This window comes from Paenibacillus hunanensis, assembly GCF_034055775.1.
GTDB lineage: Bacteria > Bacillota > Bacilli > Paenibacillales > Paenibacillaceae > Saccharibacillus > Saccharibacillus hunanensis.
In genome coordinates, this window is record NZ_CP139194.1 from 3,457,626 (window position 1) to 3,473,724 (window position 16,099).

The 16,099-nt window shown below is 46.7% G+C and carries 14 protein-coding genes; 1 reads left to right on the forward strand and 13 read right to left on the reverse strand.

From position 1 onward, the window contains the following. Positions 1–184: 184 nt before the first annotated feature. The 9 genes from SK066_RS13925 to SK066_RS13965 form a co-directional block, all read right to left on the reverse strand. Positions 185–2,599 carry a glycoside hydrolase family 94 protein gene (locus SK066_RS13925; RefSeq protein ID WP_320541963.1) on the reverse strand — a complete coding sequence of 805 codons (2,415 nt, stop codon included), beginning with the start codon at positions 2,597–2,599 and terminating at the stop codon, positions 185–187. A 744-nt stretch (positions 2,600–3,343) separates the two neighbouring features. Continuing rightward, entirely contained in the window at positions 3,344–4,168 is an 825-nt protein-coding gene (locus SK066_RS13930; protein ID WP_250343337.1) for a carbohydrate ABC transporter permease, read from the reverse strand. A gap of 57 nt (positions 4,169–4,225) precedes the next feature. Then, on the reverse strand, positions 4,226–5,131 hold the full coding sequence (locus SK066_RS13935; protein WP_188776764.1) for a carbohydrate ABC transporter permease: 906 nt from the start codon (positions 5,129–5,131) through the stop codon (positions 4,226–4,228). A 151-nt stretch (positions 5,132–5,282) separates the two neighbouring features. Continuing rightward, positions 5,283–6,530: a sugar ABC transporter substrate-binding protein gene (locus tag SK066_RS13940; protein ID WP_320541964.1), complete on the reverse strand. Its 1,248-nt coding sequence runs from the start codon at positions 6,528–6,530 to the stop codon at positions 5,283–5,285. Positions 6,531–6,829: 299 nt separating this feature from the next. Next, positions 6,830–8,092 (reverse strand): sugar ABC transporter substrate-binding protein, encoded by a 1,263-nt coding sequence (locus SK066_RS13945; protein WP_320541965.1) that lies wholly within the window; start codon positions 8,090–8,092, stop codon positions 6,830–6,832. Between the two features lie 10 nt (positions 8,093–8,102). Then, positions 8,103–9,101 (reverse strand): LacI family DNA-binding transcriptional regulator, encoded by a 999-nt coding sequence (locus SK066_RS13950; protein ID WP_320541966.1) that lies wholly within the window; start codon positions 9,099–9,101, stop codon positions 8,103–8,105. Positions 9,102–9,645: 544 nt separating this feature from the next. Further along, positions 9,646–9,960 (reverse strand): hypothetical protein, encoded by a 315-nt coding sequence (locus SK066_RS13955; RefSeq protein WP_320541967.1) that lies wholly within the window; start codon positions 9,958–9,960, stop codon positions 9,646–9,648. Positions 9,961–10,057: 97 nt separating this feature from the next. Continuing rightward, the gene (locus SK066_RS13960; protein WP_320541968.1) at positions 10,058–10,312 is read right to left on the reverse strand and encodes a hypothetical protein; all 255 of its coding nucleotides are present in this window, start codon (positions 10,310–10,312) and stop codon (positions 10,058–10,060) included. 356 nt (positions 10,313–10,668) lie between these two features. Beyond that, the gene (locus SK066_RS13965) at positions 10,669–11,757 is read right to left on the reverse strand and encodes a lactonase family protein (protein ID WP_320541969.1); all 1,089 of its coding nucleotides are present in this window, start codon (positions 11,755–11,757) and stop codon (positions 10,669–10,671) included. A gap of 268 nt (positions 11,758–12,025) precedes the next feature. On the opposite strand from SK066_RS13965, the gene SK066_RS13970 reads away from it, so the two are divergent. Beyond that, positions 12,026–12,682 (forward strand): hypothetical protein, encoded by a 657-nt coding sequence (locus tag SK066_RS13970; protein WP_320541970.1) that lies wholly within the window; start codon positions 12,026–12,028, stop codon positions 12,680–12,682. 46 nt (positions 12,683–12,728) lie between these two features. Here SK066_RS13970 and SK066_RS13975 read toward each other — a convergent pair whose 3' ends face one another. The 4 genes from SK066_RS13975 to SK066_RS13990 all read right to left on the reverse strand — a co-directional run bounded on the left by SK066_RS13975 (position 12,729) and on the right by SK066_RS13990 (position 16,092). Next, on the reverse strand, positions 12,729–13,274 hold the full coding sequence (locus SK066_RS13975; RefSeq protein WP_320541971.1) for a GNAT family N-acetyltransferase: 546 nt from the start codon (positions 13,272–13,274) through the stop codon (positions 12,729–12,731). Between the two features lie 335 nt (positions 13,275–13,609). Then, entirely contained in the window at positions 13,610–14,323 is a 714-nt protein-coding gene (locus SK066_RS13980) for a GntR family transcriptional regulator (RefSeq protein WP_320541972.1), read from the reverse strand. Between the two features lie 90 nt (positions 14,324–14,413). Further along, positions 14,414–15,637 carry a CehA/McbA family metallohydrolase gene (locus tag SK066_RS13985; RefSeq protein WP_320541973.1) on the reverse strand — a complete coding sequence of 408 codons (1,224 nt, stop codon included), beginning with the start codon at positions 15,635–15,637 and terminating at the stop codon, positions 14,414–14,416. Beyond that, positions 15,637–16,092, reverse strand: coding sequence for a hypothetical protein (locus SK066_RS13990; RefSeq protein ID WP_320541974.1), 456 nt, complete (start codon positions 16,090–16,092; stop codon positions 15,637–15,639). The genes SK066_RS13985 and SK066_RS13990 overlap by 1 nt, the downstream gene beginning before the upstream one ends. Between the last annotated feature and the right edge of the window lie 7 nt (positions 16,093–16,099).

Consider the following 16,099-nt stretch of genomic DNA (forward strand, 5'->3'; position numbering starts at 1 on the left):
AAAGCCATTACTCCCATTTACTTCATACTGCTTGTCATCCTGAAAGTCAACTTTGTTGAATTACAGTCTGTGAATTGCTACTTCCTATAGATCAAGTAGAATGAGGTAAGTCAACAGCATTGTAATGATGAAAGCTCGGATATAGACATTCTAGTCTAATACTAACTGCTGGCTAAACCATCCTTTAACCCATTACAACCTTCACTTCATGCTCTTTACCGTCTTTAAAGTCAGGTAAAATGTTGCCCTCAATCGTTTTGCCGTCCACCGTAATGGACTTCACACCGCGCGATACGCCTGCACTATTGTCCACATGGATCAAATATGTTGCACCGCGGAAGTTACGACGGTAGCTGAATTCCGGCCATTCGGATGGAATGCTCGGATCGATCAGCAGACCTTCGTGTTCTGCACGCACGCCTAAAATCCAGTTGGTTGCCATACGTTGCAGCCATTGGGATGAACCTGTGTACCACGTCCAGCCACCACGACCATAGTTTGGCGAGATTGGGCCATCCGAGTTACCCGGTGTTACATACGGTTCACCCACATAACTATTCGGCTCATGAGAGCGGTTCGGCGGACAGATTTTGCTGTAGGCTTCGTATGCTTTTTCCGGCTGACCTGCAAGGGTATATGCCCATACTGCCCATGTTGCTGCATGAGTATACACGCCACCATTTTCGCGCAGACCTGGAGCATAGCGAGTAATGTAGCCGATATCACGGCGTACTTTGGTATAGGCTGGATACAGTAGCAATGATCCATAATCACGCAGCAGATGTTTGCTGACGCTCGCCATCGCCTGCTGACCGCGTTCTTCATCAGCTACACCCGAGATCACCGCCCAGATTTGTGGATTAAGGAAAATTTGACCTTCTTCATTTTCTTTTGAGCCGACCTTTAGACCATCATCTGTTGTTGCCTGTAAGTACCATTCGCCATCCCAGCCATGCTCATTGAGTGCTTTTTTCAGGCTGGTCTGTACTTCCAGCATTTTCGCAGCAAAGGCTGAATCACCACGGCGTTCTGCGACTGGGGCGAAGCTGCCCAGAATCATATACAGGAATTCGCCTACCCAGAAGCTCTCCCCTTTCCAGTCGTAACCGATCGCACTCAGGCCATCATTCCAGTCATGCTCGCCCATCAGCGGCACACCACGTGGACTAAAGCGCTGGAACGATTTCTCAATCGCACGCTTGCAATGTTCATATACTGTCGCTTCGCCGCCATCAAGGAATGGTGTGATCTCGTCCAAAATGTCATAGTCCTGTGTCTCTTTCAGGTACGAATCCATGATGAACGGTAGCCAAAGCAGGTCATCGGAGCAGCGAGTACGCGGCCCACCACCACGAATTGTAAACCACCAGTGCAGCACATCGCCTTCCTGGAATTGCTGTGAGGCGTGCATCAGAATCTGCTTACGCATCAGTTCAGGCTTGCTGGTCAGGAAAATTTGCGAATCCTGTAGCTGGTCGCGATAACCATAGCCTGCACTGACCTGATAATAAGCGGTTTTGCCCCACAGACGGCAGGAGATCGATTGATATTTTAGCCATACATTAGTCATAATGTTCATCGCTGGATCCGGTGTCTCGATCTGCTCGGTATCGATCAGCTCGCTCCAGAACTCATGCACACGTGCCAGCGTACGATCTGCCGCTTCCACACTTGTATATTCACGAATGAGTTCGGCTGCATCTTCCTTCTCATGCTCAGCAGCACCAATTGTAAATACAACGGTATGCGAAGCGCCTGGCTCTAGCTTGAACGCCACGCGGAGTGATCCAGCGGCATCTCCGAAACGACCCGTATGTCCTGCCAGCTCAGGTTGCTCCATTGCCTGTGGACGAGATTCCTCACCATACATCCCCACAAAGGATTCTTTATCTGCATCATAAGAAGACGGCTGCTCACTTGCTGCATGGAATGCAGTATACGGCCAGCTTACATTGTTGCTACGTCCCTTCTCATCCGGGAAGCTCCATAAGTATTTTTCGAGCAGAATCGCGTTTAAGCCCTCGTTATATTCCGAGTTCATAAAGATTTTATGGAATTCACGATGCTCATCCGGGGCAAATCCAGGTGCCCATTCAAAATAAGTTGTCGCATCCAATTCACGCGTCTGTTCGCTGTTATTCGTAACTTTAAGTTTGATCAGCTCAAGTGGAGCATCTGGAGCGACGAATACCGTCATCTCACTACGAATGCCATTCACCTGCTGAGTGAATACACTATATCCGATACCATGACGAACTTCATAATGTTCAAATTCCGCCATGACCGGCTTCCATGCTGCCGACCAGTACTGACCGGAGCTACGATCACGCAAGTATACGAATTTGCCCCACGAATCCTTGATCACATCCTGAAACAATCGTGTGATCCGGTTCTGTCCAGCATTGCCACGCCAGGAAGCACCGCCACCTGCCTGCGATACCATAAACGAATAATCACCATTACTAATAATATTACTCCACGGACGAGGTGTACGCGGATTCGTAATCACATACTCGCGTCCATCCTTCGTAAAATAACCATACTCATTTTGGAACAAACGATCTTGCTGGGTGCTTTGTGTACTTTGTACAGTAGACATGCAGAATCCCTCCATACTTATCTTTTTATATTTCTAATTAAAATGTGCATATGCATCTTCGAAAACTTATAAGCCCGATTGATGATGCTACAACCACTCCGGTAAGGAATAAGGAGACGTCCTCCATTGGAACATAGGAATCTAAGAATTGGAGTGAAGGTAGATTCCTATATTCCAAAGTCTTCCTTTCCCCTTATTTCCTTACCATCGTTCCGTGGGTGTCCATCCTATTCAGCTTCAACTGACAACCAAAATTGAATTCTAAAACTTAATTTCTTTTTTTAATACATTGATTAATAAAGTCACCTATAAATAGCGTATAGCAGAACATATATCTAAATGAATAATATGAACAATATAAACGAATAATATCAATGAATACATCTTCTCATTAAAGTTCTAAAGAGTTGTACGTAAAAATCTCCATACCTCTAATATTCAAGGAACGTTTATATTCAGAACTTCTACGCTTTTAATTGAAATACCAGTAACATCCTACTGCCCCTACAACCTTTGAGAAAAAGTATGCGCTCTATCTTGCACAACAACCATGATGCAATATGCAGGGAACGGAGGGAAGGAAATAAGGGGAAAGGACGATTTTGGAGGGGCGGGAATCTTCATTCCTTCCCAATTCCAAAAGATTCCCGCGGCTCCACCCGAGTCCGTCCCCTTATTCCTTCCCGGAGTGCTTGATGCACTAAAGCCGCACCCTGCAACACCACCCGCATCTTTTTCCCCCTCCTACTTCATTCCCGAAATCGTATACCCTTCAATAATATGCCGCTGAGCAAAGATGAAGATAATCAGAATCGGAATAACCATAAAGGATGCACCCGCCATCTGAATGGCAAAGTCACCGCCGTATTGTCCCTTCAACAGCTGCAAGCCAACCGATAGCGTATACAGACTCTCATCATTCGCTACGATCAACGGCCATAGGAAGCTGTTCCAGCCGCCGATAAAGGTCAGAATACCCTGTACAGCGAAGATCGGCTTAGCGATCGGAATGATCAGCTGGAAGAAGGTACGAATCTCGCCTGCACCATCCAGACGGGAAGCTTCAATCAGATCATTCGGAATCGTCGTCATAAATTGACGGAATAGGAAAATACCAAATGCGTTGACCATACCTGGCAATACGATACCTGCCATCGTATTAGTCAGATGCATTTCATTCAAGATCAGGTAAACCGGAATCATCGTAACCTGGGACGGAATCATCATGGTACCGAGTACGAGATAGTACAGTACATTGCGACCCGGGAATTTAAATTTGGCAAACGCATAGCCTGCTGCTGCATTCAATAACAGACCTATAAATGAGAAGAATACGATAATCAGCGTATTGATCAGGTATCCTCCAAAGTTCATTTCCGTGAACAAACGCTCAAAGTTATGCATCGTTGGTTGTTGCGGCCAAAAGCTCGGTGTTAAGGATGTAACCTCACTCTCCGGTTTGAAGGAGGACAAGATCATCCATACAAAAGGTATACACATCGCTACTGCACCGATTAGCAGTACAAGGATTACGATGCCTCGATAAACAGGTTTCACGCGAACATCCATCACGGAACCTCCTTTCACAGTATGCTCCGGCATTAGCTAGTTAGAGCTGCTCGGATATCAATATTCGACATCACTGTCTTTTTTGCGTGCTTTGAATTGAACGATAGTTACAAGAATGATGATGGCGAACAAGACGATCGAGCCTGCTGCCGCGTAGCCGAAATCACTGCGCTGGAAACCGGTCTGGTAAATGAACAGTGCCATCGAGGTTGTACCATTCAGTGGGTCACCCTTTGTCATAACGAGTGGCTCCTCGAAGAACTGAATCCAGCCGATCAATGTTGTAATCGAAACGAAGAAGGTTGCAAATCCGAGCAGTGGTACGGTAATGCGCATCAGTTGCTGCCAGCGGCTTGCACCGTCAATCTGTGCAGCTTCATAATAGGTGCGCGGAATACCTTGCAATGCTGCCAGGAAGATGATCATATTTAGACCGATTGCTTTCCATACTGCCATAATGATCAGTGAGAACTTGGCGATTGTTGGATCCTGCAACCAGCGTACTGGCGATATCCCTACAGCTTCCAGCATGTGGTTAATCAGACCATACTGAGAGTTGTACAGATAACCCCAGATTACGGCAATCGCAACGATGTTCGTAATCGATGGCATATAGTAGATAACTCGAAACGTTTTGAAAATCCAGCTTGTACCCTGATTAATCAAAATCGCAATCGCCATCGACACGATGACAACGAGTGGAACGCCGACAACCACGTAAATCAGCGTATTAAACATCGATTTGCGGAATACTGCATCACTGAATAGCTGGACAAAATTGTCCACACCTTTGAATTCAACATTGGACCAGTCTGCCAGCCCTGCCAGATTCATATTCGTGAAGCTAATAAATACAGCAACGAGAATCGGTATAAATGAGAAGACGAAAAGTATAATCAGCGTCGGCGCGATAAACAGATACGGATATCTGTGTTTGACCAACGACTGCCAGGCCTTTTGCATGTTCTGCTCCCTCCTTTACGGAAGTCTATTCTTCCGGTGAAGCCGCTTCTACCTCCCTACTGTTTATAGGTAGAAGCGCTACACGTGTGCTTATGAACAGGCTGACCAGCCAGGCACCGGAGGATGCCCGGCGGTTAGCGCGTTGCATGAATTATTTTTGTAGCAAGGCATCAGCCTGTGTATTCAGATCCTCCATCTGCGTCTGTACATCTGCACCGCCAACAACGATCTGTTGCAGGGCTGCCTTGATCAATTGACCTACAGCTTCCCATTGCGGTACAAATGGAGATGGACGAGAGGTTTTCATTTGCTCACGGAATGTTGCAATTTGTTCGCCATCGAGCGCTTTGTCATCCCATGCTTTCAGTGTGGATGGCAAGTCTTTGGACAGCTTGTAGTATTCAATCTGGTTGGCTGGATCGCTCATAAAGGATACGAATTTTACAGCATCGTCCTTGTTCGCTGCGCTGCTGAATACGCTCCAGTTCGAGCCACCCAGTACGGATGCGCTTTTGCCGCCTTCTTCCTTGACAGGAATCGTTGCTGTTGCCCATTTACCATCAATTTGTGGTACCGTTTCATGAATCTGATTGATCGACCATGGACCACTGAAGAACATTGGAATGATACCTTGACCGAATGCTGGCAGAAGCTGCATATCGCTCTGCGATGGCGCACTGCCATCTTTATAGAAGCTTGTCAGGTATTGAACTGCTTCTACATATGGCTTCTGGTTAAATTGAGCTTTGTTGTCGCTGCTGATGACTTCGCTACCATTTTCCCAGGCAAATGGAAGAGTGAATGCGGCATCCTGATTATCAAGCAAAATACCATAGTTGCCGTTACCACGTGCAGCCAGCTTTTTCGCTGCATCTTGTAGCTCAGCCCATGTTTTTGGTGCCTGATCGTAGCCAACTTCCTTCAGCAGATCGGTACGATAGTACAGTACACGTGTCTCCATATACCATGGAATCGCGATCAGCTTGTCATTATATTTCATCGTTTCACGTGCACCCTCGAAGAAGTTCTCTGGCTTCAGGTTTGGATATTTATCTGTGTACGAGGACAGATCAAGCAATGCACCCGCATTCGCAAACTCTGGAATCCATGTCATCCCCATCTGGATAACGTCCGGGCCGTTTTTGGAAGCTACCGCAGTCAACAGCTTGTCGTGCGCGCTATCCCATGGAATCTGCTGTACCTGTACATCGATATCTGGATTAGCCTTTTCAAACGCTTCAACCATATTCGGTAACGAACCGCCTTCGCCGCCCATACCCCATACTTTAAGAATCCGCTTTCCATCCGCTGTTGTTGTTTTGTCTTTACCGCCACATCCAGCGAGTATCAGTGAAAATACCAGCATACATGCAACTGCAGTTTTCCATAATTTAGCCATGCTCGGGCCACCTCTTTATTGGTATTTGGATGAAAATAGCAGTAAAGACGCTGTTCGGATCACGTATGAGTATCAGCACGGACATTCGCCAGAGTCTTCACTGTTGGTAGCAGTGTAATTATTTATCGGTACACTGCCGGCTTTGTTGCTGGAGGATCGCCTGTCATGCAAGCGTATCCCTGACCTCCCCTTTTACTGCCGCTTATAACCTGTTGCTTCATTCGTACTCACACCGCTACACCATACTCATACCTTATAGCGATGCTGCTGGCTATCTGCGTGCTGAACAGGATTACTACTTAATTTCCGCTCTGCAACGTCGAATTCGCCTGCTCGTTTAACTGGTTTAGCTGTGTCTGAATGTCTGCACCACCGACGACAATCTGATCAAACGCATCGCTGATCTGCTTGCCGATCGTTTCCCATTCTTTGACGGATGGCGTAGAACGTGCCGTATCCATCTGTGTACGGAATGTACTGATATTCGGACTGTTGTCAAATGCTTTGTCCTCCCACGCTTTGGTTGTGGATGGCAAATCCTGTGTCAGCTCATACCATTTGACCTGTACCTGCGGATCGTTCAAATAACTGATGAACTGTACCGCTGCCTCTGTATTTTGCGAGGTGCTGAACACGGATAGATTGGAGCCGCCCAGTACAGAGACGCTTTCACCACCAGCCGTTTTCGGTGGGATGACTGCGGTTCCCCATTGATCTGGCTTCAGCTCCGGTAGCTCCGTCTTGACTTGGTTTACCGACCACGGCCCACTGATGAACATTGGCAGAATACCTTCACCAAACGAAGGGATCAGCTGCATGTCACTCTGAGTCGGGGCGATACCCTCTTTGAAAAAGCTACTTAAATATTGAATCGTCTCCACATAAGGAGGCTGGTTCAACTGTGCCTGTTTGTTGCTGTTAATCACTTCACTACCGTTTTCCCAGGCAAATGGAATCGTAAACAGTGGGTCTTTGCTATCTAGCAAAATCCCGTAATTGCCATTGCCACGTGCAGCCAGCTTTTTCGCTGCGTCCTTCAGTTCATCCCATGTTTTGGGAGGCTCATTATAGCCAACCTGCTTCAGCAGATCCTTGCGATAAAAGAGCACCCGGGTATCGATATACCATGGAACACCTACGGTCTTGCCCTCATAGGTCATCTTCGTACGTGCACCCTCAAAATAATTATCCGTTTTCAAATTCGGATATTTATCCATATAAGGCGTCAAATCCTGTAGCGCGCCTGCACCGGCAAACTCGGGTATCCAGCCCATACCCATCTGTACAACATCTGGGCCACTGCGGGATGCCACTGCGGTGAGTAGCTTATCGTGCGCGTTATCCCACGGAATCGCCTGCACGTCCACTTTAATATCAGGATGCTTGGCTTCAAAATCGGGAACAAGCTTGCTTAGTGCTGTACCTTCCGCACCCATCCCCCATACTTTTAATACACGCTTACCATCAGAGGTCGTGCCCTTCTCGTTGCCGCCAGAACAGCCTGCCAGCAGCAAGGAGAAGATCAGCAGACCGGATATCGCTGGTTTCCACCATGTTTTCATTACGTACACCTCATTTTTGAATGGAACGAACCGTGCCACGAATAACAAGTTCTGTGTCCAATGTATAGTGTTGTGCCACCGACTCTCCTTTTAAAATCTGGAAAATTAAATGTACAGCCAGTGCGCCAACCTCATAATCTGGCTGTCGTACCGTGGTTAGACCCGGGTTCAAAAAGCGAGCCTGCACGATATCATCAAAGCCGATTACCGATATGTCCTCTGGCACGCGAATGCCTGCTTCCTGAAGCGCCGTGATTCCCCCGAGTGCCATCTCATCATTAGCGAAAAATACCGCTTCCGGTAAATCCCCCTGTGCAATCATGAGCTTCACTGCACGATAACCGCCTTCCTCGGTAAAATTACCGATCAGATTCCAGCGTGGCTCAATCGTAAGTCCATGATCATTCATTGCTCGTGTAAAGCCGTTATAGCGATCCTTATTATGCTTACTGCTTGCCGGACCGGAAACAAAGGCAATACGACGATGACCATTTTCGATCAAATAATTCGTTGCCAGTAGGCCACCCTTCTCATGATCGGCTTCAACGTAGCATACGCTCTCGTGCTCCAATCGGCGATCCAGCATCACGATCGGAAAGCCCTCACGCGCCGACTCCATAATCGTTCGGTCGGGAATGTTGTGTGCGAGAATGATCGCTCCATCGACACGCTTTTCTTTAATGAACTTCACAGCAGTTGAGGAATCTCCACCGATCGAGCTACAAGCGATGAGATCGTAGCCATTGTTCAGGCTAACCTCCTGTACGCCCTTGATCAGGCTAGAATAGTAAGGCCCCGACAGATCGCTCAGCAACAATGCGATTGTATTCGTGCGTGAACGCTTCAGATCGGATGCGATACCATTCTTCTGATAATTGAGCTGGCGTGCTGCATCCAGCACCTTATCCCTTGTTTTCGTACTCACTCTGCCGATGCCATTGAGCGCATAGGAGGCGGTTGACACCGCCACCCCGGCAAGAGCAGCTACATCCTTAATAGTTGCCCCCATCTGCTCACCTCTGTTCTTCAATCAGGTTATAGTGCTGTTGTTACTTTAGCATGATCCTGACCGTGGAGTGAAGCGGCGTTTCGACTTAGCGTTCAGCATAATTTCACCAAAAGAGTCTTATCGAAACGTTTCGATTTCATCCAAAAGGATATTTTGTATTTTTATGGAAAATACAGTTTTTCATGACTGAAAGTAACGTTCCACTTGTGATTTTTAGATCATAACCACATTTTTACCCATATCGACACTAGAAAAATATTCCCTCAAGCTTACATTCACTTGCAGAATTTTCTGTGTTTTTGTCGAAACGTTTCTACAACGCTATTATAGCTCGGCTTGTAACCGATTTCAACCGCTTTTAAATTTTTTTTATTATTTTTCTATTTCGACAGCTTTATTCACCTATATTGGAGCTATGTATGTAGTTGCCATGCTGACTGGTGCTGATAAAGCTGGCACTTCGGCTAATGCCTCATATGCATAATCGATTCCTAAAGAGGTCGATACAGCCGGCCCCGAACATGCCAGCCCGGAAGATCGCATATTATGAAGATGACGAATCGAGACGAAAACGGTCGATATGCGTCTGTAAGCCTTCCGCTTGTAAAATGCGCACCTGTTCTGCTCCAAGCAGATCAAAATGAGGATATCGATCTCGCAAATGTATATAACGCGGATTCAAGCCATACGATCTGCACCAGTGTCGTAGCTTATCGATATCTGCACATCCCACCTTTGTCACCGTCCGACTATCAGGAAAGCGCTCATCGATCCAATAATGAGTCAAAAATGCAATTTCCCCTGCTTCAACTTTACGCTTCCATGCTTGAAGCTCTTCTCGCTTAATTCCAAATGCCATCGCGTTCAATCACCTTTCCATCTATACGAATCCAGAAAAGGAACAGCGCCTGCCGCTAAAGCGGAGCTGTCCCTTGCCTTTCTTCCATTATATCCAATTAACGCACGATATCCGAATCATTCTTGGACTCACCCTCCGGGTAAGCATTTTGACTGGATGAAGAGCGCTTCGTATGCTCGCCGTCCTTTTCTTCCCGTTGCTCCAGCTTCATATCTTCTACAGGCAAGGCATCTACCGTCTGCTCCGATTCAAAACGGTCAAACAAGCTTTCTTTATCGGTAGGATACTGCTCGGCATGATCGCGCTTGCCATCCTGATGATCAATCTTGTTGTTTTCACGCGGTTCTGTCATCGTATGCATCTCCTTTTCCCAATTCGATTCGTAGCTGCTCTTGTAAAAGGGGTTATGTATTTTTACCTCTATATCATAAATTGAAACAATTCGATGTTAGCTTTTTGCAATGCAGTGCATATCTATTCTGGAAAGCTTGCCTATATTATAAGATTGTAAGCAGGATGGCGCTAACCATCTTTCCCGTATAAGAAAACGACCGACAGCACGATGACTGTCGGTCGTTGATAAATCGTTCGTAATTAGAGGCTTCACTACTGATTTACGATGCATATATTCTTATATGATATCGTTGCAGTATCGCATCATAACAGCAGTAAAGCCTTGAAAAACCAGCACTTTATAAAAGTATGCTCTTAGAAGCGTGCGCCCCATACACAAACAGGCTTCGATACTTCTACACTTTTACCTGTGTAAGTCAGCTTGCCACTGTCCGCATCAATGCTGAATACGACGATGTTATTACCATCGCGATTCGCTACCAGTGCGTATTGACCGCCTGGCAACAGGGAGAAGTGACGTGGATGTCCACCCTCTGTCGATACATGCTGTACCAATGTCAGCTCGCCAGTCTCTGCATTAACCGCATATTGCACGATGCTATCATGTCCACGGTTCGAGCCATACAGATAACGACCATCTTCTGAAATGGCAATCTCAGCACAGCCGTTGGCACCGTCATAGTCTGCAGGCAATGTAGGGATCGTCTGTACCTCAGTCAATATGCCTGTCGCTGCTTCATATTGATAAGCAGTCACAGTCGAATTAAGCTCATTAATAATAAAGGCAAATTTGCCGTTTGGATGGAATACAAGGTGACGTGGACCTGCACCTGGCGTGCTGATCGCATCGGATACGAATTTCAGCTCATTTGATTCTGGCAGCAGCTCATACGTACGTACACGGTCAAGACCGAGATCCTGTACGATCGCATATTTGCCAGCTGGATCGAAGAATGTGGAGTGTGGATGCGGACGATCCTGATTTTGTAGATCTACGCTATGTCCTTCATGCTGATGCACATCCAGCAGCTCGCCTACGCTGCCGTCTTCTTTAATGGAGATCAGGCCAACCATACCACCATGGTAACTAACCATTGTCAGGTAACGGCTATCTGCGGAGCGTCCGATATGACACGGAGGGCCGTCAATCGTTCTTGCACGGTTGAGGAGCTCCAGCTTTCCTTGCTCTGGATCAATCACAAAAGCTGCTGCTTCGCCGCCTTTGCCCTTTGGTCCTGTTTCGGATACGGTTTCGCCCAGTGCATACAGACGACGAGCGTTGGCATCCACATTCAGGAAGGTCGGATTTTGCAAGCCAGTGAACGCATCCGTCTGTACAAGCTCCCCTGTTGCTTCATTGAATTCATACACATATACACCGGTATGATCAGACTCTGCGTACGAGCCTACAAATACAAGTAATCGTTCAGATGGTTTAGTCATAGTGATTCTCCTCCAATATGGTATGATCTCATTCTCTTCAATGTTCACGGCAATCATGTAAACTGCAACATGGTTAATCGCCGAACACCCTACTATATAACTTATACCCTTGTGCCATAAAAATCAAAAAAATCGTCTTCTTCTCTTCTATATACATATATTGGCATCTACTTTACACTGGATACTAATGAAAGCCGATCAACAAATTAATCTATGCTTTACAGCACTACAAAACAGAAGTGGATGACTACTCAAGGAGATGATCTACATGAATCATGACCATCATCAAAGCTCTTCTATCGCTCCACCCCTACAGCCGACTACACCGCTCAGCTATGCTACAGCGATTCCATTACTCGTCAAGGAACTGGGACTTCATATAAAGAACCTTCGCTTCGTTAAAGCACCTCAGGCTAGCGATTATTTTACAACGATTGATAATCAAGCTCCATATAGCGAAGATATGCTAATTGCCAGCTTAAATGGATTGCCACTATCGCCTGAGCTTGATCCTGCGGCGTCTATGCAGCGTGTCGACTTTGCTATTTTGCTCTGGCATGTGTTAGAACAGGACAACTCGCAGGAAGCACAGGCATTTCAGATTGTAGATGATGCTGAACAGGAGGAGTCTGTGTCTGTCGATGAGGAAATGAATCCAAATGATACGAATACAACAACATCTTCTTCCTCTACTTCTCCAGCGAACGAGCAGCATACAGCATCTGTGGAGCATGTGCAATGCTCCGTTAATCTGGAGCAGACAGAGCATTCTGATGCAGATCGATTCCAGCATATGATGGATCGCGGTATAGTCTCAACACAAGAATCGAGCGATATTCGTCCTTATGAGCCAATCACGTACGCTGAAGCTATCGCAATGCTAGTTCATACCCGATCGCTATTCCATGCCAACCGTTCTATGTAGCTTGATCGTGCTATGAATATCGTATCTAGCTCTGATCCGATAAGGTCTACGCCCATTCTTCAGCTGTGATCGCATATAGAATATGATCTTCCCATTTGCCATTAATGTATAAATAGCGTTCAGCCAGCCCCTCCTTGCGGAAGCGGGCTTTTTCCAATACGCGCTGTGAAGGCTGATTCCATGGCATAACGCCAGCTTGAATACGATGCAATCCTGCTTCCTGAAACGCATAATTCGTAACCCAGCGCAATGCAGAAGTAGCATATCCTCGTCCATGATGCTGTTGATCAACAAAATAACCGACCGATGCATTTTGGAAAGGTCCTCTTGCTACACCGCTTAGCTCTATACGTCCAACAAGCTGTCCTGTATCCACTGTAAACATACCAAACACATAGCCCGTACCTGCTTGAAAGCTTTGCTCCCCCTGCTCCAGCATCTCGCGCTGTGTGTGCAGCGTCCAATAATGATCCGGTCGAATCGGTTCATAGATTTGCATATAGTCTCTGTTATCAAGTCGCAATTGTAAGAGCGCCTCGGCATGCTCCGCGCGCAATGGACGCATTTCGATACCTTCATGTTCTAACTGCATTGGTTAATCCCCCTTTTAAGTTTACTGTGTTTTTTTCACTTGCATTTCTTTAAACTGGAAATACGAAGGATAGCATTATACTTCCCTAAGGCTAGTCGAAACCGTTGCCTGCTCATTGAAGCGCTCTATTATAGCATATTTTAGCATTCCAGATGAAGTCATCCATGTTCTAGCCAATAAGCAGCTATACAAGCGACTATGCAAATAAGCTTCAGCATCCGCAGATACTGAAGCAATTTTCAATAACAATTCAAAGCATCGTAGGTCATCCAAAACATCCTATTAGCGTAAGCAGTGGATAAAGATGACATAGTATTACGGTTTTCTATATCCCATCAACGCAAACGCCGAATCCAGAATGTGAAAATATCACTACGCACATAATCGAGTGAATAGAGCACACGGCGGTTCATTTCATCATAATGCGTCTGCTTCATAAGCAGCACGGTTGCCTCAGGATGCACAGCAAGCTTACGGCAATGCGGATCACCCGGTGTGGGTACGATAATTTGCGAATCTGCACTCACGATTCGAACTCCTGACTCACGCTCCAGATGCTGAAAGAGTGAGCCCCTAAAATGCTGTTCATCTAGCGTATCTCCTGCAAAGTTCGCCGGAATGTAGTTAATAGAATGAGCAACAGGCTCTCCATTCGCCATTCGGCTACGCTCCATCACAATGACTGAATCATGCTTATTCAGCTCTAAATGAAAAGCGACCTCTGCGGGTGCTTCAAGCTTACGGATATATTCGAGTCGCTGCTCCTCAACCAGACCAGCGGATACGATCATATCACCGATGCTATACAGCCGATCGAGCGAGCTTGGGATCGTTTGCATTGTGCGTGTGATATAGGTACCACTTCCATGCTTAACGAACAGCTTGCCTTCATTTTTCAACAATCGAATCGCTCCGCGTACGGTTGTGCGACATACGTTGAATTGACCTGCTAGCTCCGATTCAGAAGGAAGACGATCGCCTGCGTCCATTTCCTCTTGTTGAATCCAGCGCTCAATCTCTGCTTTGATATATTGTTGTTTAACCGACATGAACTCGACGTCATCCTTTCCTATCCGTAGTCATCTGTTGCTGCGAATATCGCTCAATCTGCACTACGCGGAGACTGAACTCGTGAATATTTATTCCGTATTCATTCCATCGGTATAGATTGCATTCGTAAATGCCAGCATGCCACATACTTCATGAAAATAGCCATATAGCTCGGCACGAAGCCATTTTGTAGGTGCTGGAACTGCTATTGTCCATTCCTGCCACGGTTCCTCCGAATCAAGCTTCGTCTCTGCCAGAATGCCTTGATCGCTCATAATCACCAGGCGCAGCTTTTGCGAGGGCAGCTCATAATGCGAGTGTCGTATCTTCCGATCAAGCTGAATATGAAGCTGGAGCTGCTGCTGGCCAGCATGGATAACGTCTCCAATTTGGTAGATGGAACATGCGCTATGATCAGATTCCGGTAGCAATGAATAGGAATAGATACCTTCCATCGCCTCATGGTGATGAACAACAGCGTACAGATCAAGCAAAGGCCCCATCGTGACACTCAATCTTCCATTTCGTATCGCTTCAATATACGGATGGTCATACGAACGATGAATGGAAGAATGTTGTTCAGCTTGATCCTGAGCCGCTACCCATTCTGAATGATCTATTGAAGCTGGAGTATTCATTTGTGACTGCTCATACATCCTTTGCTCGGTAGCAGCATTTTGATCTAGCTTCTGCTCCACTCCTTCCAACTTCTGCTTCCATATAGCATCCAATCCAATATACGTGATCGCTGCGGGTGCATCATCCGGTAATGTACGATGCCAATCTCGACCACTGGTTGCTGCCAGACGATGTCCTGCGTTTAGCAAGTCTGTCCACAGTGCAAAGGCACGCTGACTATCCTGCTTCATAAATGGCATTAGCGTTGACCATACTTCAATATAGTCCACCTTGCTCCAATCATGAATCGGGTACTCCCAGTAGCAGCCTGTACAGATCGGGCTACCAATGCGGAACGGATGCGCAATCCCAGCAATACCGCCTGCTTCATGCACCAGATGGATTCCTTTTTCGATATCGCCTTGCCCCACCTGTCTCCAGTCCACATATTGCTGTAAACCGATCGTTACCATATGTCCGTAAAAGGTTGTCCATTCCATTCCTGCGATAATACGAAGCCCTGTGCTGGCTTCGATCCGCTCACGATCCATAAGTCCGGATTGCGTATTATGGTCCGTTAAAGCGATGACATCAATGCCCGCCTGTTTTGCTGCCTGTGCTAGCTCTTGCAGGGATTGTGAACCATCGCTATGGAAGGTATGGGTATGTAATTCGGCAGGTGTCCATCGCAACATTATAACGAGCCCCCTTCCGTAATTCGTAGCTTATAATGACACTGCTCGGTAACGACCGCATGCAGACTGATCGTGACTGTCCATAATCCAGCAGGATTGCTACCAGGCCAGAAGCCGGGCGATGCTTCATGCTCGGTTAACCGATGCTGCTGCACCCGATCCATACGATGTGCCTGTCCCCGATGACGATACGGATCATCGAGCGAAAGAGTCAGTAGATTTTGCAGTGGCGCATATTTACGCCAGTCCTCTGCTCTTTGCTGCTCATAGCCATACTGCTTCATTGCCCGGGTAATAAGCTGCTCTGCTAGCTGTTCATCCTCCAGTAGCTTGGGCTCATAGCTAAATTCAATATTCAGACTTTGCACGGGCTCATGCAGCATAAAGCGGTAAGCAACATGGCTTTGAGCACTGTTAGGATTAACCGTTCCGGAAGCTTCATATAATACATTCATCTCCGCT

Coding starts and splice junctions, on each gene's coding strand:
- SK066_RS13985 (WP_320541973.1), bottom strand. CDS start 15,637: ATGTTGCGATGGACACCTGCCGAATTACATACCCATACCTTCCATAGC.
- SK066_RS13935 (WP_188776764.1), bottom strand. CDS start 5,131: ATGCAAAAGGCCTGGCAGTCGTTGGTCAAACACAGATATCCGTATCTG.
- SK066_RS13955 (WP_320541967.1), bottom strand. CDS start 9,960: ATGGCATTTGGAATTAAGCGAGAAGAGCTTCAAGCATGGAAGCGTAAA.
- SK066_RS13970 (WP_320541970.1), top strand. CDS start 12,026: ATGAATCATGACCATCATCAAAGCTCTTCTATCGCTCCACCCCTACAG.
- SK066_RS13975 (WP_320541971.1), bottom strand. CDS start 13,274: ATGCAGTTAGAACATGAAGGTATCGAAATGCGTCCATTGCGCGCGGAG.
- SK066_RS13930 (WP_250343337.1), bottom strand. CDS start 4,168: ATGGATGTTCGCGTGAAACCTGTTTATCGAGGCATCGTAATCCTTGTA.
- SK066_RS13960 (WP_320541968.1), bottom strand. CDS start 10,312: ATGACAGAACCGCGTGAAAACAACAAGATTGATCATCAGGATGGCAAG.
- SK066_RS13950 (WP_320541966.1), bottom strand. CDS start 9,101: ATGGGGGCAACTATTAAGGATGTAGCTGCTCTTGCCGGGGTGGCGGTG.
- SK066_RS13990 (WP_320541974.1), bottom strand. CDS start 16,092: ATGAATGTATTATATGAAGCTTCCGGAACGGTTAATCCTAACAGTGCT.
- SK066_RS13945 (WP_320541965.1), bottom strand. CDS start 8,092: ATGAAAACATGGTGGAAACCAGCGATATCCGGTCTGCTGATCTTCTCC.
- SK066_RS13940 (WP_320541964.1), bottom strand. CDS start 6,530: ATGGCTAAATTATGGAAAACTGCAGTTGCATGTATGCTGGTATTTTCA.
- SK066_RS13980 (WP_320541972.1), bottom strand. CDS start 14,323: ATGTCGGTTAAACAACAATATATCAAAGCAGAGATTGAGCGCTGGATT.
- SK066_RS13925 (WP_320541963.1), bottom strand. CDS start 2,599: ATGTCTACTGTACAAAGTACACAAAGCACCCAGCAAGATCGTTTGTTC.
- SK066_RS13965 (WP_320541969.1), bottom strand. CDS start 11,757: ATGACTAAACCATCTGAACGATTACTTGTATTTGTAGGCTCGTACGCA.